Genomic DNA, 20,496 nt, shown 5'->3' with positions numbered 1-20,496 from the left:
GGTACAATGACCGGAAGGTCAATTGCAGAGATGTGGCACGCAACGCAGAGTTCTCACCGCGTACATCGAGCTTCTGGCAGGGAGGGACGATGATGAGTCAATTCGAGCTGAGTTCGCGCGCAGCACTTTGTCGGCAGCTCGCAAGCGAGGATGCGGCAAACCGCACCGTCTGGATGGCTGAGGCAAGAAGCTGGTCGCTTATGGCGGCAGAGGCGCTTCGTGATGAGCGCGGATCGGACGAGGGTATCGTCGCCAGATTCTTCTTTGCGTTCAGCAAATTGGTCGCTGCGCAACAGGATCCTACGAACCGATCGGCAGAGATGATGAAGAGCAGATCCCGAACCGCGATGCCGTCTCCGAGCTCGTCCCCGACTGCCTGAAGCATTCTGGCGAAAAGCACTCGCACAATTGCATACTTGGCTCCAGTGCAGAGAGAGCCGGCGCTGCCACCGTGACAGCGAGCTTTCCGATGGCGGGCCGCACTTGTCAGGCTGGAGCGCTATCCTCCAGATTCGCATTATTTGATCCGAACTGATCCGGCGAATTCGAAGGAGAAGCAGATTCGATTTGTTTGATTCCCTTGATCTAACGCAAATCGCCGCCCTGTTGTGGCGTTGAAGTTCATTTTTTGAGAACGTCCATGAAGTCGATAAGCGCAAGGAAGATTGCCGTCGCCGCGCTCGTATGCGGCACGACGCTGTTCATTGGCTTGACCGACCGAGGCGGGATCTCGCTGCGACTCGACAACGCCCAAGCGGCCGCCCGATTGTACGTCACTCCTTATTATCGCGGTCACTACTACACGAATGACGGTTTGCCCTGGTACGCGGTGCGAGCCTATTACTTCGGCGGATCGTGGAGTTACGGCTATAGCGGCTGGCCGACTATGCGGCGCGCAATTGCACCGGATGCGTCCCAGGCTCGTTTTGGTGAAGGGCGGTGATGGCATCATGTATGTTTGCCAATAGAGCTTGATGATGGCGCGATGGGCGGCGCTCATTGAGCCGCCGCCTCTCGCGCCAATCTGCGCTCAGGAGATCGACGCCTAGGGGGAGGATACCATGACCTATGTTCTGGTCGTCATCAGCTGGCTTGGCGTCGCGAATGGCGCCGTCATATCGACACAAGAGTTTTCAAGCGCAGAGCGTTGCGAGGTAGCCCGGATGGCGTTGATGGAATACGCGAAAGCGCGCAGCAGCGACGAGACGCTGAGACCGCTCTGCGTGCAGAAGTAAAGAGTCGGAGAAGCTGTCGCTCCCGCCCCCATTCTGCTGGAAGCGTCTTCGCGTGTCGCCCGCGCTTACCAGCTGCACCGTTTTCTTGCGATTCCTTGACCTTGATCAATGGTCCGAGCAGCGAACCATGGAGCGATCCAAATTCACTCTCACAGGACGGAGACCATCATGAAGCGTGGCATGCTCACAAGATTATCACTCGCAGGTGCCGTGATCGCCCTCGGAGTGTCCGGCTCCATCGACTGGTCGGCCGACGAAGGCCTGTCGCTCTCGCTAGGCCGGGCAGAAGCACGGGTCGGACGCCCCTTGACACCCGTGTCAGTGGCCGGCGTTGCACGGCGCACCACCAGGCGTGCGGTCGTAGGCGGCGCGGCAGTTGGTGCGGCTGCGGTGGGCACCGCCTGTGTCCGCGTTCTGGTTAACGGCAGCTACGTCTGCCGCTAACATCTCTTGCTGGCAGTATGTACACCGCATCCTGCAGGATGAGTTCTTGCAGGATGTGCTGTTCAGGTCGAGCTTCAGATAGCTGGCGCATGGGCGGCGAGGACGCAAAATCCGATTGGCACTGGCGTGGTCATCGGCACGGTAGATTGGATGTTTCATCTCTACCGTCAAACGTGGTCCCCAGAAGACAGCTAAGCGACTTCAGCCTTTGAGCCCCGGTCAGTGCCGGGTTCATGAGACTGGCATCAAAATAATCGGTGAGTACATCTTGCAAGATGGCCGACGACTGGGGACGCGCCGGGTCGCAAGTATTGCCACCGCTTTCGTCGATCAGCTCTTCGAAAGACTGCTCTTCAAAGAAGTGAAAGGCGAAAAGATCGAACGCCGTACGACGGTCAATCACGCGATGAAGACCGCACGTAGCGCATGGAACGCCATTTCCCGAGCACATCCGGGCTTGCTCCCGCCTCGGAATCCCTTCGAAAAGATGGGCCTGCAGTCCAGTTCGCGCGAAACGTCGCACGCGACCTTTGCGGAGCTTGCAGCTTTCCGGACGAAAGCGATCGAAATGGGTTATCCGTCGCTTGCCACCAGTGCACTGATCGGCTGGGAGTTGCTTCAACGCGAGGCCCACATTTTCATTGGTTCCACGGCTGATCACTACCGCCCCCCGAGCCACGTCTACGTCATCAACTACAAGACCAGCACTGGATCTTGGGACCCCCTATTCAACGCCAAGGGGAAGGCACTTTACCCGCTGCTAATGGCAGAGCTCGACGCGATCAAGGAGCTGCGTCCGACAGGAGGTCTGATGTTGCGACGTGATGGGAGCAGTCTACCCTGGTTTGGCAAGGGCGAGACGCTGACTCAAGTCCAACGCATCACGAAGAAGATTATCTTGGCTGCAGGTTTACGGCCCGAGCTAACTTTTACCTCTTTCGGCCGCCACCGCGGCACGACCGAAGCAAGGCACATCCGGGCTCACGGAAACGCAGCTAATGAAGAAGGGTCAGTGGTCGTCGACGGCAGCTATGGCGCACTATCTGCACGACGACGATCAGGCAAAGCAAGATGCGCAAATGAAATGCATCAAGCGGCGTGCAAAACAAGCGAAAGGAAAGTGAACGTTTGTCAGAATGAGAATGCGCGGCTTGTCAGAATGGAAAGGCCTTAACGCGCTAAGTTATTGAAATAATTGGAGCGGGTGAAGGGAATCGAACCCTCGTATTCAGCTTGGAAGGCTGCTTGCGCCCTATAATCGGCTATAATTGCCCATCACTGCAAACAACCGCATGCCGTTGATTCACAAGGTGAAATTGACGCGCGCGGACGAAACTGCAATGACTTCAAAGGGCGGTCACTTGGCCGCCTGGGGCACCCTGTAGGGCACCCTGAACACCAATAAACGAGGGGCAAAGGCGTGCTGACGAAAACCCAAATTGATGCCGCGATACGCGACTGCCAGGGCGAAACCGTGCTGAACGACGGCAACCGGAACAAGGGCGAAGGAAGCCTGCGGCTGCGCATCCGCAGGACCAGCGCGGGCGTGAACGCCATCTGGTTTGCGCACTGGAAGAAGGCGGGCGAGCGCGGCAAAAAGCAGCTGGGGCGATACCCGGACATGACACTGGCCGACGCCAGGACGAAGTTCGGCGACGACATCAGGCCGCTGGTGAAGTCGTCACCGAAGCCGAAGGCTGCAATTGAATTCAAAGGCGAAGCGCCGACCATCGAAAACCTGTTCACGAAATACGTTGCGCACCTGAAGGCGCGCGATGCCGGTTCGGCTGGCCACGTCGAAAACGTTCTGCTGACGGGCAAGTTCAACGCAGCCGACCAGCTGGGCCGCAGCAAGCTGGCAGGCGATGTGACGCCATCGGATATTCGCGTGCCGCTGACGGCAGCAGCCAAGCGCGGTGCACTGCGCACGGCGGACATCCAGCGCACCTATATGTCTTCAGCGTTCGGCTGGGCCATGAAGTCCACGAACGACTACACGCAGGACGTTACCTACGACTGGGGCATTGTTGTGAACCCCGTCATGGCCGTGCCGAAGGATAAGCGCGCGAGCAAGGAACGCAGCCGCAACCTGTCGCCCGAAGAAATGGCTGCCGTGTGGGAAGCGCTGACGGATGAAGGATCGGGCGACTGCGCGCGCCTGGTGATGTTGTGCGGCCAGCGCGTGCAGGAAACCATCAAGGTGGACGGCTGCGAAGTCGATACGAAGCGCGCGCTGTGGACCATCCCAGCACACAAGACGAAGGGCCGGAAGAAACCGCACTTCATTCCCCTGCCCGCCCAGGCGAACGAGATTTTCAAGCGCCTGAAGCGCTGGCACGGCGACGGCCCGCTGTTCCCAGCGCGCACAGGGTCGAAGGCCGACCGAATGGGATTCCTGGCCGTGTCGCATCACATCGCGTCGTTGACGTGCTGCGCGCCGTTCCAGGCACGTGACCTGCGCCGCACGTGGAAGTCACGCATGGGCGACGGCGCAGGCGTGGACAGGTTCACGCGTGACTTGATCCAGCAACACGCGAAGGGCGACACCGGCAGCCGCGTGTATGACCACGCCGACTATTTGCCACAGATGCGCGAAGCCATGAAGAAGTGGGAAAAGTGGTTTGAACGCAACGTTGTGAAGAAACAACAACACAAGTTAGCTGCGTGATGGCATAATCTGGTTTCGCTGAATGCAAAAGTAAGCGACGCGATTGCAGCGGTGTAACAGCGGCATGACAGCCGGAAAGACGGCAACACCGGGTTGTACGCTAGTGGCAAGTGGCCTGCTTTGGGAGCAGGAAGTCGCTGGTTCAAGTCCAGCCGACCCGACCAAGAACAAACGATTTATACAGGCCGATGCAGAAATGCAGAGTATTCAGGCGCGAACGGTCTAGCGATCCTGACCCCTACCATGCGGCGTAAAGAACGGCGAACCAATGCCAGGGACATGGAATAAGTAGGTGACAGCCTGGAAAGACAGGCACCACATCGACGGGCATTAGTGGGCCTTAAGTGGCTAGCTGTGCGCACAGTGCGCTAGTGTCTCTCGATGTGGTGAAAGATTTTCCACGGCAAACCGCGAACTGGTGGCGCGGCACCACAAACCACACGCATGGCATCTAGGGCGTCAATGGTGCTGAACTGTCAGCGGCGCTTAAATGAACAAACGCCGCCTAGTCGCCAGCCGTGTGGTGTGCATCCCAAAAGGACTAGCCCAGCATGCTGGAAACTTAGCCGGTTGCGACCCGGCCCACCACAAGCCTGACTGGCTCAACCAGTCGCCACACGCATGGCGATTACTGCCCTGGTGCGCAGCGAACCGGATAATGCCGGTCCAGTAGCCAGACAAGCATGGTAGTCGCCAGCCGTGTGGTGCGGCATTTATGCGCGATTAGCCTCGTCAGCATGTGTCGCGATGCCAAGCGGATGACGAACCGCGCTGCACCACTCCAACAGCGCCACTTTCCAGATAGGACTGGGCGCAAAACTTTGCTTGTAGCTCACCAGGATAGAGCACGGCGACATGCGCGGTAGTCAGTAACGACGCGCCACCGAGGAAGCGGGTTCAACTCCCGCCAGCAAGACAACGAACCCGCCGCCTGGCGGGTTTTTTGTTTCAGGCGTCGGCGTCGTCATCGCCTGGCGCGTCGTCCGCGCCTTCCACTTCCATGGCACCATGCTCCGGGCAGCACGCGCCCAGCTGCTGCGCCCACTTCTTCGACAGGCGCACGGTGTAGCCGCATGGCTGTCCGTCCACTTCTTTGTCGCACGTCGCCTTCAGCATGCGCGTGGTTTGCTTCTTCTTCTGGTTGCTGCTGCCGCCCTCGTCCTCGTCCACGCCTTCGTCGCCCGCGTCTTCCGCCACTTCGCGCGGCGTGCGTTCCGGCTTCAGCATGATGCGCGCGTGCGGGATGTTGCCCAACTTGTCCAGGAAGGGCTGCACCCATTCTTTGAACCGTGGCCCAGCAATCGAACTGGTAAACGGGCGCGACAGGCCCAGGGCCGCCATCAGCTTTGCGAAGTCGCCCTTGTGGCCGTGCTTGAACCCTGCGGCTGCGTGACTGAGTTCGTGCGCCAGGATCGCGGCGACTTCCATGCTGTCGTCCACAATCGGCGCGCAAAGGATTTCAAAAACATTGTCAGCGCTGTTGTTGCTGTGCCAGCACTCGCCGCCAACCTTGGAAGTCTTGCCTGCGCTGGTCCAGCCGACAGCGACGCGGAATTTTGGAATCGGCTTGCCCATTTCTTCGAAGCGTGGGGCCATCAGTTCGGCCAGCTGGTTTAGCCAAGTTTCGCGGTTCATAGTTGCCTTTCATGTTGTTTAAACGTGCTGCAATTTTACTGCGTTTAAACGCATTGCGGCGAAGAAAAACCCGCCGAAGCGGGTTGTGTTGTGGCGATGCGACAGTAATTAATCAGCGAAGGCCAGCTGGCCGGACGTGAACCAGTCAGTGCGCGCAGCGCCATGGGCGTCCACGTAGTGCACCTGGAACTGGTCAACGTGTTCGGCATAGGTCGCCATGCCGATGATGTGGCCGCGCTCGCCGCTGATGGACAGTTTAACTTCGTCGTTGAGGCTAAAGGATCGCATATTAGGAAATTTCCATAGAGTAGTTGCAGCAGATGCCCTGCTGCGCGGCTTGCTATTTTGTTGCCTTGAACGCTTCTTCGTGGTGCGGGATGCCTGTCACGTCGCTGCACTCGCCGCTGTCCAGCATTCCTTCCAGTTCCTGCTGGCTGAATACTTCAAACCAGCAGTCACTTTCCGGATGATGCATAAGGCGACGGAAGCTGCGACCATCAAAAGGGTATGTCGTCGTCCATGTCGCTGAAGTTCGGCGCAGGACGTGGTGCTGGACGTGCAGCTGGTGCGGCTGCAGGGCGCTGTGCTGGCGCTGGTGCGCTGCCCTGGTCATTGCCGCCGACGCGCGGGCCAAGTTCGACGTTATCGACGCGGGCAACCATCTTGACGCCCTTGCCGTTGCGGCCTTCGTATTCTTCCAGGCGAACATCCGAAAGGCAGAAGCAGTGCACGCTGCTTTTCACCAGGTACTGCGCGAGCGCTTCGGCTTGCTTGCCCCAGAGGCTGGCGTCAATCCACTGGCTGGGCGGGTACTGATCGCCTTGTTTCTTCTGGCCGCAGATGTACGACAGGGAAAGGTTTGCAACAGCAGTGCCGTCTGGCAGGTAGCGCAGTTCAGCATCGCGGCCCAGACGGGCCAGTCCAATCATTTTCATGTTGTGTCGTGTCTTTCGTGTGGTTGAAATTACTTGCTGCGCCGTGCGTGTTCACGCGCGCAATCGGGACCGCAGAACAATTTCGGCGGTTCCAGTTCTTCGCCGCACAGCGGGTTCAGGCATTCGCCTGTCGCCTCTGGCTGCACTGATGCTGCTGCCTTACGTTGCTGGGCCTGAAGCGCTGCAGACAGCGCCAGCGCTTCAGTTTCTGATGCCTGGTCGTACAGGTCAGCCACGGTGCATTTCGCCCGCGTGTTCCATGGTAGCGGCCTTCGGTACGCTGCGGCAGTCGCGACCATCCTGGCGCTGGCAGCCAGTCCTGGCAGTGCAATCGCAGTATTGCAGTGGCTGCTTCGGCAGCGAATACCGCATTTCCAGCAGCAGCTGCAGTTCGTGAATCGCCTTCTCGATATCCTGGCGGCCCTTTCCTGTCGGCTTGTCGTGGCGCGTCAGGCGCTTGACCACGCAGCCTTCCAGGAAGTCCAGGCGGTTTGCCTCGATATACTGGATTGGCTGAATGGCGCAGTCTTTATAGTGAGTGCCGCCCACCTGGACGGAAAGTGCTGGGGTATGGTTCATTTTTCGTTGTCGTTCGCGTGGTCATTGGAAGCCTTCAGCCATGCAGTCAGCGCTTCGGCTTCGTACAGGACTTTCGAACCGAACTTCACGAACGGCGGGCCTTCGCCCTTCACGCGCTTGTTCGCGAGCGTGCCCACCTTCGTGCGAAGCAGTTCTGCGGCTTCCTTGCTGGTCAAATATTTCTGTGCTGCTGCGGTCATCTTAGGCGGCCTGCCCTGCCAGTTCTGCGTTCAAGTCGTTCACTGCGGCCTGGTCGTCGCTGGTGCGCTGCTTGTCGAAGGCAGCAGCACTGGACTTGAACACTTCAGGGCACTTGCCGTCAGGGCTGATTGCCTTGCGGATCGCGGCAGGCAGCGCCTTCCATGCGTTCACCAGCGCGTCCATGCCCTGTTCGCAAACCAAGTTCAGGTTGCTGCGGGCGCGCTCCACTTCGTTGTCCAGCTGCTTTGCACCATCGACCCAGGCACGCAGTGCCGCGCCGTCGGCGGCAGTGATGTAACCCTGGCCACGGCCCAGGATCGGCATCAGTTCTTCGGGCACCTTCAGCGCTTCCTGTGCGCGTCCGCCGTCCCACATGCGCAGGCTCGCCGTCAGTTCGAACACGAAATTCTTTTCGCAGATCGGCTGGACGCCCTGCGGTTCGTATTGAGTCTTGCCCTGGGCATCCTTGACCAGCTTCACTTTCTCGCGTGCGCGAGTGCACACGATGATGTGCATGGGCGACTGCAGCAGCGCGTTCATGAAGCGCTTGTGCTCGCCCTTTGCCCGCGCCCAGTTCGGGTTCTTCGGATTGCCAGCCTGGGCGATGTCTTCGCAGCCGCCGATGCCTTCCCATTCGTGCGAAACGCTGTCGATCACCAGCACTTCGACACCGGCTTTTTCGAACGCCTGGATGCCATCAATGTAGCGCTGCGGCGAGAACGGCGCAGTCAGATCGCCAATCAGGAAACGCTGCACTTCGCCGGTCTTCGGATCAATCAGGCAGTCGGAATACAGACGGCCGCGCTTATTTTCCGTGCACATGAAGCCGACTTTTTTGGCGTTGTAGTTCGCCAGGCCATATGCGAGTTCGACAGCCGTGCGCGTCTTGCCGCCGCCGCTGATGCCGTCCAGGCCGATAACCAGGCGCGCGCCTTCCCGTTGCGCTTCTTCGATAGTAAAGATTGTCATGTGTCGTGATGCTTTCGGTTTAGAAAATGAGTTTGTAGAGCGTCGTCACCGTGACGGCGGCAGACGCAAGGCAGATCGCAAAGAAGCCGACGCCGCACCAGTCAACGCGGCCCTTCATGCGACGCCTTCGACCAGGTGGGCGTTGCGGTTCATGTGCCACTGCGGGAGGCTGATGGTTTGCACCTTCTCGCTGTAGCCTGGCCAAATTTTGGTGCGTTTGCATTCCGCGTAGGTGGCAAGGGCTGCACGATTTTTTGCGCGACCCAGTTCGCGGCCCGCTTCGTCCAGGCAATACACCGCGACGCCGAGCGGCTTACCATCGACAACACGCGCGGTCTTTTCGCAAGCCAGGAACAGGAACGCGCGCAGAGGGCGGCCGACGGCTTCGCATCCATCGTGATAAAACGCGTCTTGTGTGTCGTACCCGAAATTCGCAATCGACTTGCTGAAGCCCTCCAGGCTGGCGTCTTCCGTTGATTTCACATCCAGCACAATGTCGTCGTCTGTCCACCAGTCGGGACGGCAGCGGCACAGTTCGCCAGTTTCAGGGTCAACCCAGTACACAGACCGTTCTGCCTTGCCTGGCTTCAGTAATACGGCGCGCGCAATCGGGTGTGCCATAACAGCGTCGCGCATGTTCATCAGCTGGTCCCACTGTTCCGGCTCCAGCACGTTGCGGTGGCCGTTGTTCTGCAGCCATTCGTCCTTCAGTTCTGTCCACAGCGTGAACTGGACGCCTTCAGCGCGCAGCAGCGTAGCCATCTGCTCAATTGTGCCGCTGGTGGACAGTAAGCCCTGGCGGCCAGCGTTCGCACCTTCAAGTATCGCCTTCAATTCCGCGCCCTTCAGGCCCTCCAGTTCTTCGCGTGACATGCGCGTGCCTTCGTCGGCCAACTTCTGAACTTCCATGATGCGGTCCACCAGTTCAGATTTTGCGCCAGTGGTAGACAGCTTCGGCAGGCGGCCTTCGTTCAGCTTGGCAATCATCGCCTTCAGCTGTTCGCTGCCATCCACAGCATCGGGATAATCCGACTTGCGAATGCCCAGGCAGTATTCTTTGTAAAAAAGTTCTGGCTCCAGAATCAGCGCGTGAAACGCCGTCCCCAGTGCCTGCGCTGGCGTCGGTTCGCGCTCGTTGTCGTTCGCAGCCGTGCGCAGCGCGTAGTAATGCAGCGGCGTGTCTTCGCGCACGATGCGCAAACCTGAATTACTGATGCCCTCACCGCCGTGATAATCGGCGTTCGGGATGTCGTCATAGATACCCGGATTCACTTTTCGCCTGCCTCTTAATGATGTTTGGAAAGATTGCATGATAGCACAACCGTTGCGTGCGGTTACGTTTATCGATGCAAAATTATTTCGCGTGAATGATGCGTGCTTCGTTGCACTGTTGCTTACTTGCAAATCACCGCGATTGATTTCTGTCTATTTCCTGTCGCGGTTTCGACGCAATCTTAGACCTGTCCATTTTGGACAACATCGCTGACGACCCGTGGATAAGTTGCAAAGGCGCATTATTGAGCGCGGCAATTCGCGCAGTCACTTTTGGATTATGTGTCGATATGCACCACTGCTTACGACTATTGGCTATGACCAGTCCGCGCGCTTCCAAGTTGGAGAGTTTACGCGTCACTGTTGGACGCGGCATGCCGATGAACTCGGCGAGCTTGCCCGCAGTCATCGGGCGCCGTTCGCATTGACCTATGTAGATAGCCGCGCACAGCAGTAACGCGTCCGCATCGGATGCAGGGTACTCGGAGTCAAGGAACGCAGTTGCTATGAGCCGCGACATGTCCAGCAAAAGCTTCGCCACCACATATCCGGGCCTGTCCTTCCTCGCCTGGGGCATTTCACGCACTCCCCAAATCAGATAGACGTTGCTCGCACGAATTAGTTGCGCGTTATAATTGGTGATTTCCCAACAGCCAGAATTATGCAGATACAACTACGCGAAGACCAGGAAGATTTGGTAAGCCGAACACGCGCCGCGCTGAAACGTAATCGCCGCGTACTGCTGCAGTCACCAACTGGCAGCGGCAAAACCGTCATGGCCTCTTACATGGCAGGTCAAGCCGCCGCGAGAGGTGCAGACACCTGGTTCATTTGCCACCGCGTCGAACTGCTGGACGGGACAAGTAAGACTTTTGCGAAGTTCCGCATCCAGCATGGCTTCATTGCAGCAGGCATGCCGATGGATAATCGCATGCTGGTACAAATCTGCAGCATCGACACGCTGAAAGGCCGACTGCAAAAACTGCGCGCGCCACGCATCGCAATCATTGACGAATGCCACCACGGCGGCGCAGCAGGATGGGCTGCCGTCATCAAGTGGTTAACCGACAGCGGCACGCTTGTAATCGGCCTGTCCGCCACACCCTGGCGTCTGGACGGCGGCGGCCTGTCCGAACACTTCGACGAACTGATACCAGGCCCGACACCAGCATGGCTGATGCAGCAAGGCTTTCTGTCCGACTATCGTATGTGGGTCCCGAATGGCGGCATGGATGTCACCGGCGTTGGCAAACGAATGGGCGAGTATATCGCGGGAGACATCGAAGCAAAAGTGGATAAGCCGAAGCTTCTGGGCGACTGCATAACGCACTACCGCCAGCACGGCGACGGACTGCTGGGCATCGCGTTCGCGCCGTCCCTCGCTTTCAGCCAGTACATGGCCGACCAGTTCAACGCCGCAGGAATTCCATCGGCACACCTGGACGGCAACACCGACAAGGCCGAGCGCCGCCGCGTCATCCAGGCGTATGCAGATGGCCAGATTAAAGTCCTGTGGAACAAAGGGCTTTTCGCGGAAGGCTTCGACATCGCATCCGTGGCCCAGCGCGACGTGCAGGTGAAAGTCGTCATCGACTGCGCGCCGTCCACGTCGCTGTCGCAAGTGCTGCAGCGCTGGGGGCGTGGGCTGCGACCAGGTGAAACTGGCAGGCTGCTGGACCACGCAGGCAACAGTAATCGGCACGGCTTCCCAGAAGACGAGCGCGACTGGTTCGAATACTGGCATGGCCGCGCTAAAGTGAAGGCCGCGAATGACAACGCACCACCGCCGCCAGTGACGTGCGATGGATGTTTCCGCCAGTGGAAGCGGCCCATTCCAGATAAGTGCGATTGCGGCAAGTTGTTGCGTAAAGAATACAAGCCGCTGGAAGTCGCTGACGGCGAACTGAAGGAAGCCACCGCTGAAGACAAGCGCGCAACACGCGTTCGGTTACTGGCAGAGCAAGCCGCGTGCAAAGACCTGAACGCACTTGCCGACCTGGGCCGCAAGCGCGGGTATAAGAATCCGATTGTGTGGGCTGGCAAAGTCATGGGCGGGCGTCGTCGCAAATAATTTGCTGATTTACTTGCGCAAATATTTTTGGCCGGGTTAGAATTGCGTTACTGCATTGAATTCGATGCAGGATTTCCCAAAAACATTTTCCTGAAAGACATACTATGAAATCTCTGAACGCCGCCGAAAAAATCCGTGACTTCCTGGGCTGCAATCTGTTCGCCGTCGCTGCGACGCCAGCAAAGAAGCGCGCCAAGAAAATCAGCTACGGCGCGAACCTGAAAGCGCACTTTGACCGCAAGGCAGGCGAGGTGCGCGCACGCAAGGCTTACAGCAAGCTGGCGGCCTAATCATGAAGCAAATCAAAGAACACCTGCTGCGCCAGGCTGAAACCTGCACCCTGTTCGCAGAACAAAACGAAAAATCCGCCGTCAAGTACAGCGAGGCAGCGGCGGATCAAATCCAGAAGGCGGGCGAGCATCGCAGGCTGGCTGCAGAGTACACCCGACTGGCAGTAGAGCAGCCGGAATAACTTCGACCAGCGCCGCCAGCATGGGGCGCAATCCACTTCAGGGGATCACCATGCTGCACACTCGCAAACAAATGACCGAAGAAACCGCCGCCGCAATGGCTGCACGCAATGCCCGCCGCATTGAAATCGTGAAGCGCGCGCTGGGCGATAAGTATGCGCATCATCCTGGCAACCACGTGCAGCGCATCGCCAAGCACGACTGGTCTGTGAACAAGGTCATCAGCGCAGAGCGAATCAAGTTCGATTTCTCATTTTTATGAGCCGCTATCACGTCCGCTGCCGCACGTGCGAGGCGCGGCGAGTATTCAAGATGAAGCCCGATGAATACCTGCGCGTACCTGTATGTAATTCGTGCGGCGCAAAGTCGTGGCGCATTGACACCTGGATGAACGCACGCAACACCCGCAAGACATCGTGCAGCTGCAGCGGCTACGTACACATGACGCGCCGCGAGTGGCCGCACAGGATTGGCAGCAAATACTGCTGGTATCGCAAGGACGGCACGCAACGCATGGAAGGCGATGCCGATTTTAAAGACTTTCAAATGGAGCAAATGCAATGAGCAAAATCACCTGGCGCATGCTGATCGATGCGAAGATCATCAAGCGCACCGACAACGGCATGGCCATCCTGCCGTCCGCAATTCGCATCGTGGACGGGTTCAACCTGCGCGACGCGACGGACCCCGACTACATCGCAGACCATCAGGCCCTGAAGGCACACATCAAGAAAGGCGGCAAGGTTCCTGCGCTGGAAGTCGCGCTGCCGTCCGATGGCTTCATGGGAGTGGACGTGGTGGACGGCCACCGCCGTAATGCGGCCTACCAGGAACTGATTGCTGAAGGCGACCCTATCGAATGGATTCGTATCGAACCGTTCGTGGGCAACGACCTGGATCGCACTGTGCGCATCATGACCAGCCAGGATAACCGCAAGCTGCGCCCGCTGGAAATCGCGGCTGGTTATGCGCGGCTATCGGCATTCGGTCTTACGCCTGACGACATCGCCCGCCGTGTTGGCAAGACCCGCCAGCACGTGGACCAGATGCTGATACTGGCGAGCGCGCCGCACCAGGTGCAGCAGCTGGTGAAGGATGGCAGTGTAGCGGCGACGGAAGCTATCAACCAGGTGCGTGCGCATGGCCAGGCAGCAGCTGACAAGCTGGTGAAGGCGAAGGCCGATAACGGCGGCAAGAAAGTCACTGCCAAGGCGCTGAAGCCGTGGACGCCACCAGCTGCGAACGTGCTGCCTGTCGTGCAGGCGCTGGACCTGCTGCACGCGAAGCTGCCAGCCGAAACGCGCATGTTCCTGCTGAACGAACCGAAGGAAGGTGACACTGTGCTGCTGCCAGCGACCATCGTGTGGGAACTGATGAACCAGCACGGCAGCATCACCGAACTGCGCGAGAAGGCCGAACAGAAAGCGCGCGAGAAGGCGAACCAGGCGGCGCAGCAGGAACTGGCGGGTGGTGCGTGATGTTCATCGACAAATACAAAACCGAACATGGCGACTACGAGTTTTCGGACGGATGCCACTACGACACAGCCGCCGACCTAATCCAGTGCGGCGTCCTGGAATTCTGCGGCTGTGGAGCATCCAGCGAAAGCCTTTCGTATGTCCGCGATGGGCTTGCGCACATCGACCGCAAACAAACCGAAGCGCCGTCATATCGCGACCGCGATGCAAGCACAGCCTGGTGGAATAAGTGGCAGTCTGATGGCCTGGCGCTGTTCGGCAATGAGCGCGCACGCTGGTTCTTCTACTACTGGGCCGACAACATGGGCTTCACTGAGCATGGCGGCAGCGTACCTGGCTGGCTGACGAATGAAGGCAAAGAACTGCTGGCCGACCTGATCGAAATAACGAAAGGACATCATGAATAAATCCGTCATCGTGTACGGGCCGCAGGGCTGCGGGAAGACGCACTGGAAGGAGCGCATTGCAAGGCATCTTGGACTACAGTTCATCGTGGACGAATGGGACGGCCAAAAGGCCATGAGCCACGATACGCTGTACCTGACGGCTAACCCCGAACACGCGAAGCACTGGCGCTATTCCCGCGGCGTATCGTTCGCCGAAGTCGCTCAGCAGATTAATGATGCTATTCCGCGCACGCAGTGGTTCACGCCTGACGTGCTGCCGGAACACCATGGCGCGTATGAAACCACCGACATAGAAAACGACACGCTTGTGCTGCATTGCCACGGCTGCCAATGGTGGAATGGTTCTTACTGGGGCGGTTACGGACTGACCCCTGACGAATCTGCGCGACGATTCCCAAAGGGCTATAAGTCTGACTACCAGGTGAACTACTGGCGCGGCCTGGCCGAAGAACCGATTGTGACACCGGGGGCTGTATGAAGAAAGTCAGCGAACTGGAAGGCGTGCTGCTGGATTACTGGGTGGCGCGAGCGAAAGGCTACACGATACGAACCATTCAGCCGCACAAACCGGAATACACAGTCAACCCAGCCAGTAACATCTGGCGCTGGCTTGACAGCTTCCGACCGTCCACCAACTGGGCGCAAGGCGGGCCGGTTATCGAGCACGAAAACATCGCCACCATGAAGCTGGAGGGCGTGTGGCGCGCGTTCTGTGATGGTGGCATGTACAGCGCTGACGAAGAATATATCGGAGCCTACTACTATGATGCAGATGCCACCGGGGAAACGCTGCTTATTGCCGCTATGCGCGCCTACGTGGCAAGCAAGTTCGGGAATGAAGTGCCAGAGGTCCTGGTATGATTGCAACCATGGACACATGCGGCGTCATCACGCTGAAGGCCGAAACGTCGCTGGAAGGCTACGCGCTGCGCAAGTGGATGGAGCAGGCTGGCATCCAGACGAACGACATGCTGCGCCGCGAACAGCTGCACTGGCGCGGCAGCATGCTGATGGCTGATGGCAACCCGCCAGATGAGGTGAAGGCATGAAGCAGCAGCCGAAATATGTCGTGCACCCTGGCGTAGTGGTGAGCAAGACGGATGGGCAGTACCATTACATCGGCGCAATGGAGTTGATGCGGCTGTATGGCATCAGGCCAGACGAATGCGAAATCTACGAACCAGAGCCATGGTGGCCGCAAAGCTATTACCGAATGGCACAGGAACAACACGATGGATTGATCCACCTTTATCCGCGCTATGACGGCGACTACACGCTGCCCACCACATAGCGGCAAACCCACCAGAGGAACGAACAGCCCAGCAGGTTCAAGCTGGGCTTTTCTTTTACTGGGGCGGATATGTCGGAACATGCAATTCAAAACGCTGGCAGGAACGCACTGGCCCAGCCTGGCATCTTCAACAGTCGGGCCAACGTCGGCAAGGCGTGGACTGGCAGCGAATGCATCCGGCTTCCGAACGGCGACATGCTGATTAAGAATCCTCGCCCGTTCGACACCGGCCTGCCGCCAGGGTTCACCGACACTTTCGGCGTCACCAGCGAAACGATCACGCCCGACATGGTGGGCCAGGTGATCGGCGTGGCGCACTTCATCGAATACAAGGACAAATCGCGCGTGACGCCGAAGCAGCTGGCCTTCCTGCGCGCCATGAATCGATTGGGCGCCCGTGCTGGCGTCGCAAGGTCCGCAGCTGAAGCCGTAGCAATCGCCAAAGGTCAGCAGCAATGCACGCTTTGCGGCGGAACGGGCCACACGCCGGTCTACTGCCCATGGGGCGCATCGTGAAGCCCGCTGAATTCGCTAAGCGGCGCGACCGCATCATGCACTGCAGTGCTGGCCGCAGTAACGACTGGCGCAAGCGTGCGATGAAGCGACTTGCAAAGGAAGCTGGAACGACTGCTGACAAAACTGCTGGCGGGCGCGTGCTGTCGTGGCGTCTGCGCAACGGTCAGCATGTGTGCGTGAAGCATCGCTATCCCGATGAACAATTCGCTACTACGGCCATCGACCAGATACAGCGCGAGCCAGACGGCAGACGCAAACCGATTCGCGCTTATGCGTGCAGTTTCTGCTTCGGATGGCACATAACTTCGCAACCGAAGTGATGCGCAGTGATCGGGAATAATTTACATCTAAGTATGCGGCTGCATACTTTCTGATGTACAATTGAATTTCCAAACAACATTTTAAATTGATATTCATGGACGACCGGAACGAAGAATTGCGCAACATCATGCGCGAGCACAAACTGAAGACGCGTGACGTTGCACGTTTGCTGAACCGCGAGCCGATCACCGTTCGCATTTGGCTGTGCCAAGGCGAGAAAACGACGCGCGTCATTCCCGCCGAAACGCTGGAACTGCTGAAAATGAAACTGGCAGCCCAGCAGGCATAGAATGACAGCACAACCTCGCCACGACTTCAGCGACCTGACGCGCGAAGAAATCAGGGATGCACTGTCCTACATCAACGCCAGCGACCGCGATGCGTGGTATCGCATGGCGTTCGCTATCCAGCACGAACTAGGGCCGGATGGCTTCGACCTGTGGCACGACTGGAGCCGCACAGGCGATGGGTACAACGAACCGGATGCGCGTTCCACCTGGCGTTCTGCCAAGGCTGGCGGCAACGTCAAGGGCGCCGTTACCATTGGCAGCCTGATTGCTGAGGCGCAGGCGTTCGGGTTCAAGTTCAGCACGCAGGACCGCACGCCGATTAGCCAGGACGAAATCGACCGACGCCAGCGGGAGCGTGACGAGCGCGAAGCCGTCGCGAAAGCCGAAGCCGAAAAACGCCGTGCTGATGCGGCACACAAGGCTGCCGCCATTTGGGATGCTTCCGAAGAAATCGACGGCGCGGAACACGTCTACCTGGAGCGCAAAGGCGTGCGTTCGTTCGGGCTGCGCGTCGGCACGTATCGCGGCATACCGAACTGCCTGCTGCTGCCGCTGCGCCTGATCGATGGCACACTGGTCAGCCTGCAGGCGATCTTCGAGCAGGCCAGCCCGATGATGCAGGGCCGTGACCGCGACTACCTGCCAGGCGGCCAGAAGATGGGCGCTTTCCACATGATCGGCGGCAAGCCTTCCGGCCTGCAGCCCGTCATCCTGGTGGGCAGCGGCTATGCGACGTGTGCCAGTGCGCACATGGCTACCGGACACGTTGCCGTCGTCGCGTTTGACGACAACAACATGCGTCCCGTTGCCGTGGCAATGCGCAACCTCTACCCGCAGGCAATCATCATCATCCTGGGCGATGACGACTGCTGGCACGAAGATCAAACGAAGCCGAACAGCGGGCGCGTGAACGGCGGCCAGGCGGCCCAGGCTGCTGCTGGTCTGCTGGCGCTGCCGAAGTTTTCCGACGTATCCGGCAAACCGACAGACTTCAACGACATGCACCAGATGGACGGACTTGACGCCATCCGAAAGCAGATCGAAGCCGCGCTGCCGAAGAAAGCAGCGAACGACAATGAGCCGCTGTATCCGCTGGACGCGCCGATAAATCCGTTTGGGTATCCGCTGCTGTCGGAAAAAGGCCAGCCGCTGAACGTGCGCGAAAACCTGGAATTCATGCTGTCGCAATATGGCATCACGGCGCGTTACAACCAAATCCGCAAGGCCGTGGAAGTGAAGCTGCCCGGCTGCATGTACACCATCGACAACGCCGCGAACTGCGCGCTGGCAGAACTTACCAGCATGGCCGTGCGCAACCGCATGCCGCAATCGAACCTGGCCGATTACCTGAAGCTGATTGCCGACCGCAACGCCTATAACCCAGTGTGCGACTGGATCGAAAGCCGCGCATGGGATGGCGTGCCGCGCATCCAGCAGCTGCTGGATACCGTGCGCACCGATGGCGACAACGCGCTGAAGGACAAGCTGATGTACCGCTGGCTGCTGTCGGCTGTGGCATCAGTGTTTCAGCCTGTCGGATTCGAAGGTCATGGATGCCTAGTGTTCACTGGTCCGCAAGGTATCGGGAAAACGACGTGGTTCCGCCGACTGGCACCAGCTGACATGCGCCTGGTGCTGGTGGGCGCAACGCTGGACCCGTCCGATAAGGACAGCAAAACCGCAGTGCTGAGTAATTGGATTGTCGAACTGGGCGAACTGGATGCGACGTTCCGCAAGTCGGACATTGCGCGCCTGAAATCGTTCATCCCGCTGGCGATGGACAAGCTGCGCAAGCCATACGACCGACTGGAATCGGAATACCAACGCCGCACTGTGTTCTGCGCTTCGGTCAATGATGACAAATACCTGGTGGATGACACCGGCAACCGCCGCTGGTGGACCATTCCAGTTACATGGATCGACTACCGCCACGACATCGACATGCAACAGGTATGGGCCGAACTTCTGGTGCAATTCCGTCGCGGCGAACAGTACCACCTGACCGAAGAAGAAAACGACGCGCTGGGCAAGCTGAATAAAGAACATGAAGCCGTGGACCCGGTAGAGGAAATTATTCTGGCATCGTTCGACTGGGACAAGCCAGCGCTGCACGGCTTCGAAATGACGGCCAGCGAAGTGCTGATGGCAATCGGATACGACAAGCCGAACAAGGGCCAGGCCACGCACGCCAGCAAGGTGCTGAAGAAGCTGACCGGCAAGGATGCGAAGCCGAAGGCCAAGGGCCGTTACTTCATGCTGCCGAGCCAGCCAAAGAACCGCGCACGTGCAGCGGCATCTTCAGCGCAGCACCCTATCAACGACCCTGACAGGCCATTCTGATGACGACTTTCACGACGCACGACGGACGCACCGTTGACGGCAGCAGCGAGGAATGGCGGCACGAATGCGAAGCGCGCACCGTGCTGCGCATGCCGACCAGCGAGCGCCAGGCGTTCATCAACCTGGTTGGCAAGCGACGCGGCGACGAAGCGATGAACCAGCTGCGCAACACTGTGCAGCGGATGTGGACAGACGACGCGGCGCACGAACTGCTGGCGCTGCAGCGTACCGATTTGCTGGCCGCCGAGCAGCGACTGGAACGCATCGGCAGAAACGACGAACTAGGCAAGCGACTGCGCGAAGGTATCGAACGCAGGATGCAGGAAATTATTTCAACCACCACCGAAAGGGCAGCATGAAACTGAACGACAATGACAGGCAAATGTTTTGGAGTCTGGCGCAAGGCTGGGCATCGTCCACGCTGGACACGCCGAAGCGCGCCACGATGCTGCTGGACTTCATCGAAGAACTGCGGGCCGACGCCTACCGTGCGGGCCTGGATGCGCAGCGCAAGCCATTGACGGAATTCGTGGACACCATGGCCCGCGATGCTGCCGAAGGTCTGGCTGCAATCGAGGAGCAGCAGGCAAGGCGCGAACGACGCCTGGCGGCTGAGCAGCGGCGGGAGGTGGATAGGAGGGCTTCGAAGTGAAGAACTTCTATGAAGTGGGTAAGGTGTATGTCTGGCAGAACCAGTCTGGTCCATTTGCTTACCTGAATGGAAAAGAGACGACAGTTATCGGCCATGCGTTCAAGCTGCAAAACCCTATTCTCAGTTCTGGTGGGCCTCACCAGGAAACTGACACGCCGCCGCCATCCTGGCTGCCCCACGCGACTACAAACTGCTGCGCTGGCCCTGGCGACCTTCGACCAAAGAACCCGCCACCTGGCGAACAGTCCGTGCTGGACATGTTTAAACAGCCTGACGTGGTGGGCGCGTGAACGCATCGCTGGCGCTGGTTGGCGGCTTCCATGCGGGGCCGCTGTTCGTGCCGCAGATAAAGCGCGGCCTGGTGCGACCGAAAGGTAAGGAAGGCATCATCCACCGCGCGCAGACAAAACGCGCCACGCCACCATGGGCCGACATGAAGGCCATTGCAGCCTTGTACGCCGAAGCGCGCAGGTTGACGAAGGAAACCGGCGAACTGCACGTGGTGGACCACATCGTGCCGAAGATCGGCGGCACTGTCAGCGGCCTGCATGTGCACTGGAATTTGCGCGTGATCCACTGGCTGGAAAACTCACGCAAGGGCGCGTTCTGGTGGCCTGACATGTGGGGCGAACAGCTGCCGCTGCTGTAACAACAACCCGCTTCGGCGGGTTTTGTGTTTTCGCAACAAATCGCGCAAATTGTTTACACACGCATATAAACCT

The 20,496-nt window shown here is 58.8% G+C and carries 33 protein-coding genes and 1 tRNA gene; 25 read left to right on the top strand and 9 right to left on the bottom strand.

From position 1 onward, the window contains the following. The first annotated feature begins 640 nt into the window (after window positions 1-640). From RX329_RS18455 to RX329_RS18430, 6 genes are all read left to right on the top strand, one after another. On the top strand, window positions 641-943 hold the full coding sequence (locus RX329_RS18455; RefSeq protein WP_317246274.1) for a hypothetical protein: 303 nt from the start codon (window positions 641-643) through the stop codon (window positions 941-943). 118 nt (window positions 944-1,061) lie between these two features. After that, the gene (locus tag RX329_RS18450) at window positions 1,062-1,235 is read left to right on the top strand and encodes a hypothetical protein (protein ID WP_162847287.1); all 174 of its coding nucleotides are present in this window, start codon (window positions 1,062-1,064) and stop codon (window positions 1,233-1,235) included. 168 nt (window positions 1,236-1,403) lie between these two features. Then, complete coding sequence (locus RX329_RS18445; protein ID WP_085351254.1) at window positions 1,404-1,679, top strand: hypothetical protein; 276 nt, start codon at window positions 1,404-1,406, stop codon at window positions 1,677-1,679. A gap of 268 nt (window positions 1,680-1,947) precedes the next feature. After that, complete coding sequence (locus tag RX329_RS18440) at window positions 1,948-2,853, top strand: hypothetical protein (protein ID WP_317246273.1); 906 nt, start codon at window positions 1,948-1,950, stop codon at window positions 2,851-2,853. A 246-nt stretch (window positions 2,854-3,099) separates the two neighbouring features. After that, on the top strand, window positions 3,100-4,347 hold the full coding sequence (locus tag RX329_RS18435; protein ID WP_317246272.1) for a site-specific integrase: 1,248 nt from the start codon (window positions 3,100-3,102) through the stop codon (window positions 4,345-4,347). Window positions 4,348-4,436: 89 nt separating this feature from the next. Beyond that, window positions 4,437-4,511, top strand: a tRNA-Pro gene (locus RX329_RS18430). 784 nt (window positions 4,512-5,295) lie between these two features. Here the strand turns inward: RX329_RS18430 and RX329_RS18425 are convergent. The 9 genes from RX329_RS18425 to RX329_RS18385 form a co-directional block, all read right to left on the bottom strand. Next, window positions 5,296-5,982, bottom strand: coding sequence for a transcription elongation protein SprT (locus RX329_RS18425; RefSeq protein ID WP_317246271.1), 687 nt, complete (start codon window positions 5,980-5,982; stop codon window positions 5,296-5,298). A gap of 108 nt (window positions 5,983-6,090) precedes the next feature. Then, the gene (locus RX329_RS18420) at window positions 6,091-6,270 is read right to left on the bottom strand and encodes a hypothetical protein (RefSeq protein ID WP_317246270.1); all 180 of its coding nucleotides are present in this window, start codon (window positions 6,268-6,270) and stop codon (window positions 6,091-6,093) included. 209 nt (window positions 6,271-6,479) lie between these two features. Next, window positions 6,480-6,917 (bottom strand): single-stranded DNA-binding protein, encoded by a 438-nt coding sequence (gene ssb, locus RX329_RS18415; RefSeq protein ID WP_317246269.1) that lies wholly within the window; start codon window positions 6,915-6,917, stop codon window positions 6,480-6,482. A 29-nt stretch (window positions 6,918-6,946) separates the two neighbouring features. Continuing rightward, complete coding sequence (locus RX329_RS18410) at window positions 6,947-7,153, bottom strand: hypothetical protein (protein ID WP_317246268.1); 207 nt, start codon at window positions 7,151-7,153, stop codon at window positions 6,947-6,949. Beyond that, window positions 7,146-7,496: a hypothetical protein gene (locus RX329_RS18405; RefSeq protein ID WP_317246267.1), complete on the bottom strand. Its 351-nt coding sequence runs from the start codon at window positions 7,494-7,496 to the stop codon at window positions 7,146-7,148. The genes RX329_RS18410 and RX329_RS18405 overlap by 8 nt, the downstream gene beginning before the upstream one ends. Beyond that, the gene (locus RX329_RS18400) at window positions 7,493-7,672 is read right to left on the bottom strand and encodes a helix-turn-helix domain-containing protein (protein ID WP_317246266.1); all 180 of its coding nucleotides are present in this window, start codon (window positions 7,670-7,672) and stop codon (window positions 7,493-7,495) included. Before RX329_RS18400 ends, RX329_RS18405 begins: the two co-directional genes overlap by 4 nt. A gap of 25 nt (window positions 7,673-7,697) precedes the next feature. Beyond that, window positions 7,698-8,666, bottom strand: a complete 969-nt coding sequence (locus RX329_RS18395; RefSeq protein WP_317246265.1) for an AAA family ATPase — start codon at window positions 8,664-8,666, stop codon at window positions 7,698-7,700. A 114-nt stretch (window positions 8,667-8,780) separates the two neighbouring features. Further along, a complete protein-coding gene (locus RX329_RS18390) occupies window positions 8,781-9,938 on the bottom strand; it encodes a PD-(D/E)XK nuclease-like domain-containing protein (protein ID WP_317246264.1) in 1,158 nt (385 codons plus the stop codon). Window positions 9,939-10,071: 133 nt separating this feature from the next. Beyond that, window positions 10,072-10,515, bottom strand: coding sequence for a helix-turn-helix domain-containing protein (locus tag RX329_RS18385; RefSeq protein ID WP_317246263.1), 444 nt, complete (start codon window positions 10,513-10,515; stop codon window positions 10,072-10,074). A gap of 84 nt (window positions 10,516-10,599) precedes the next feature. Between RX329_RS18385 and RX329_RS18380 the strand changes: the two genes are divergently transcribed. The 19 genes from RX329_RS18380 (at window position 10,600) to RX329_RS18290 (ending at window position 20,423) form a co-directional block, all read left to right on the top strand. Next, window positions 10,600-12,009, top strand: a complete 1,410-nt coding sequence (locus RX329_RS18380) for a DEAD/DEAH box helicase (RefSeq protein ID WP_317246262.1) — start codon at window positions 10,600-10,602, stop codon at window positions 12,007-12,009. Between the two features lie 104 nt (window positions 12,010-12,113). Then, complete coding sequence (locus RX329_RS18375; protein WP_317246261.1) at window positions 12,114-12,299, top strand: hypothetical protein; 186 nt, start codon at window positions 12,114-12,116, stop codon at window positions 12,297-12,299. A 2-nt stretch (window positions 12,300-12,301) separates the two neighbouring features. After that, window positions 12,302-12,481, top strand: a complete 180-nt coding sequence (locus tag RX329_RS18370) for a hypothetical protein (protein WP_317246260.1) — start codon at window positions 12,302-12,304, stop codon at window positions 12,479-12,481. 50 nt (window positions 12,482-12,531) lie between these two features. After that, window positions 12,532-12,741 carry a hypothetical protein gene (locus RX329_RS18365; RefSeq protein ID WP_317246259.1) on the top strand — a complete coding sequence of 70 codons (210 nt, stop codon included), beginning with the start codon at window positions 12,532-12,534 and terminating at the stop codon, window positions 12,739-12,741. A 50-nt stretch (window positions 12,742-12,791) separates the two neighbouring features. After that, window positions 12,792-13,043 carry a hypothetical protein gene (locus RX329_RS18360; protein ID WP_317246258.1) on the top strand — a complete coding sequence of 84 codons (252 nt, stop codon included), beginning with the start codon at window positions 12,792-12,794 and terminating at the stop codon, window positions 13,041-13,043. Next, the gene (locus tag RX329_RS18355; RefSeq protein WP_317246257.1) at window positions 13,040-13,957 is read left to right on the top strand and encodes a hypothetical protein; all 918 of its coding nucleotides are present in this window, start codon (window positions 13,040-13,042) and stop codon (window positions 13,955-13,957) included. Before RX329_RS18360 ends, RX329_RS18355 begins: the two co-directional genes overlap by 4 nt. After that, on the top strand, window positions 13,957-14,364 hold the full coding sequence (locus RX329_RS18350) for a hypothetical protein (protein WP_317246256.1): 408 nt from the start codon (window positions 13,957-13,959) through the stop codon (window positions 14,362-14,364). The genes RX329_RS18355 and RX329_RS18350 overlap by 1 nt, the downstream gene beginning before the upstream one ends. Continuing rightward, window positions 14,357-14,842, top strand: coding sequence for a hypothetical protein (locus tag RX329_RS18345; protein WP_317246255.1), 486 nt, complete (start codon window positions 14,357-14,359; stop codon window positions 14,840-14,842). The genes RX329_RS18350 and RX329_RS18345 overlap by 8 nt, the downstream gene beginning before the upstream one ends. Continuing rightward, window positions 14,839-15,225: a phage protein NinX family protein gene (locus RX329_RS18340; protein WP_317246254.1), complete on the top strand. Its 387-nt coding sequence runs from the start codon at window positions 14,839-14,841 to the stop codon at window positions 15,223-15,225. The genes RX329_RS18345 and RX329_RS18340 overlap by 4 nt, the downstream gene beginning before the upstream one ends. Continuing rightward, window positions 15,222-15,413: a hypothetical protein gene (locus RX329_RS18335; protein WP_317246253.1), complete on the top strand. Its 192-nt coding sequence runs from the start codon at window positions 15,222-15,224 to the stop codon at window positions 15,411-15,413. Before RX329_RS18340 ends, RX329_RS18335 begins: the two co-directional genes overlap by 4 nt. Continuing rightward, window positions 15,410-15,655: a hypothetical protein gene (locus RX329_RS18330; protein WP_317246252.1), complete on the top strand. Its 246-nt coding sequence runs from the start codon at window positions 15,410-15,412 to the stop codon at window positions 15,653-15,655. The genes RX329_RS18335 and RX329_RS18330 overlap by 4 nt, the downstream gene beginning before the upstream one ends. A gap of 195 nt (window positions 15,656-15,850) precedes the next feature. Further along, window positions 15,851-16,171: a hypothetical protein gene (locus RX329_RS18325; protein WP_317246251.1), complete on the top strand. Its 321-nt coding sequence runs from the start codon at window positions 15,851-15,853 to the stop codon at window positions 16,169-16,171. Continuing rightward, a complete protein-coding gene (locus tag RX329_RS18320; protein ID WP_317246250.1) occupies window positions 16,156-16,491 on the top strand; it encodes a hypothetical protein in 336 nt (111 codons plus the stop codon). Before RX329_RS18325 ends, RX329_RS18320 begins: the two co-directional genes overlap by 16 nt. A gap of 95 nt (window positions 16,492-16,586) precedes the next feature. Further along, window positions 16,587-16,781 carry a hypothetical protein gene (locus tag RX329_RS18315; protein WP_317246249.1) on the top strand — a complete coding sequence of 65 codons (195 nt, stop codon included), beginning with the start codon at window positions 16,587-16,589 and terminating at the stop codon, window positions 16,779-16,781. A 1-nt stretch (window position 16,782) separates the two neighbouring features. Then, window positions 16,783-19,122: a VapE domain-containing protein gene (locus RX329_RS18310; RefSeq protein WP_317246248.1), complete on the top strand. Its 2,340-nt coding sequence runs from the start codon at window positions 16,783-16,785 to the stop codon at window positions 19,120-19,122. Next, window positions 19,122-19,481 carry a hypothetical protein gene (locus tag RX329_RS18305; RefSeq protein WP_317246247.1) on the top strand — a complete coding sequence of 120 codons (360 nt, stop codon included), beginning with the start codon at window positions 19,122-19,124 and terminating at the stop codon, window positions 19,479-19,481. Before RX329_RS18310 ends, RX329_RS18305 begins: the two co-directional genes overlap by 1 nt. Further along, window positions 19,478-19,774 carry a hypothetical protein gene (locus RX329_RS18300; protein WP_317246246.1) on the top strand — a complete coding sequence of 99 codons (297 nt, stop codon included), beginning with the start codon at window positions 19,478-19,480 and terminating at the stop codon, window positions 19,772-19,774. Before RX329_RS18305 ends, RX329_RS18300 begins: the two co-directional genes overlap by 4 nt. Continuing rightward, the gene (locus RX329_RS18295; RefSeq protein ID WP_317246245.1) at window positions 19,771-20,064 is read left to right on the top strand and encodes a hypothetical protein; all 294 of its coding nucleotides are present in this window, start codon (window positions 19,771-19,773) and stop codon (window positions 20,062-20,064) included. Before RX329_RS18300 ends, RX329_RS18295 begins: the two co-directional genes overlap by 4 nt. Further along, window positions 20,061-20,423 (top strand): hypothetical protein, encoded by a 363-nt coding sequence (locus RX329_RS18290; protein WP_317246244.1) that lies wholly within the window; start codon window positions 20,061-20,063, stop codon window positions 20,421-20,423. Before RX329_RS18295 ends, RX329_RS18290 begins: the two co-directional genes overlap by 4 nt. Window positions 20,424-20,496 lie beyond the last annotated feature (73 nt).

This window comes from Bradyrhizobium sp. BWC-3-1 (genome assembly GCF_032917965.1).
GTDB classification, from domain to species: domain Bacteria; phylum Pseudomonadota; class Alphaproteobacteria; order Rhizobiales; family Xanthobacteraceae; genus Bradyrhizobium; species Bradyrhizobium canariense_D.
Note: the sequence above shows the minus strand (reverse complement) of the source record. Positions and strands in the feature narration are given on the sequence as shown.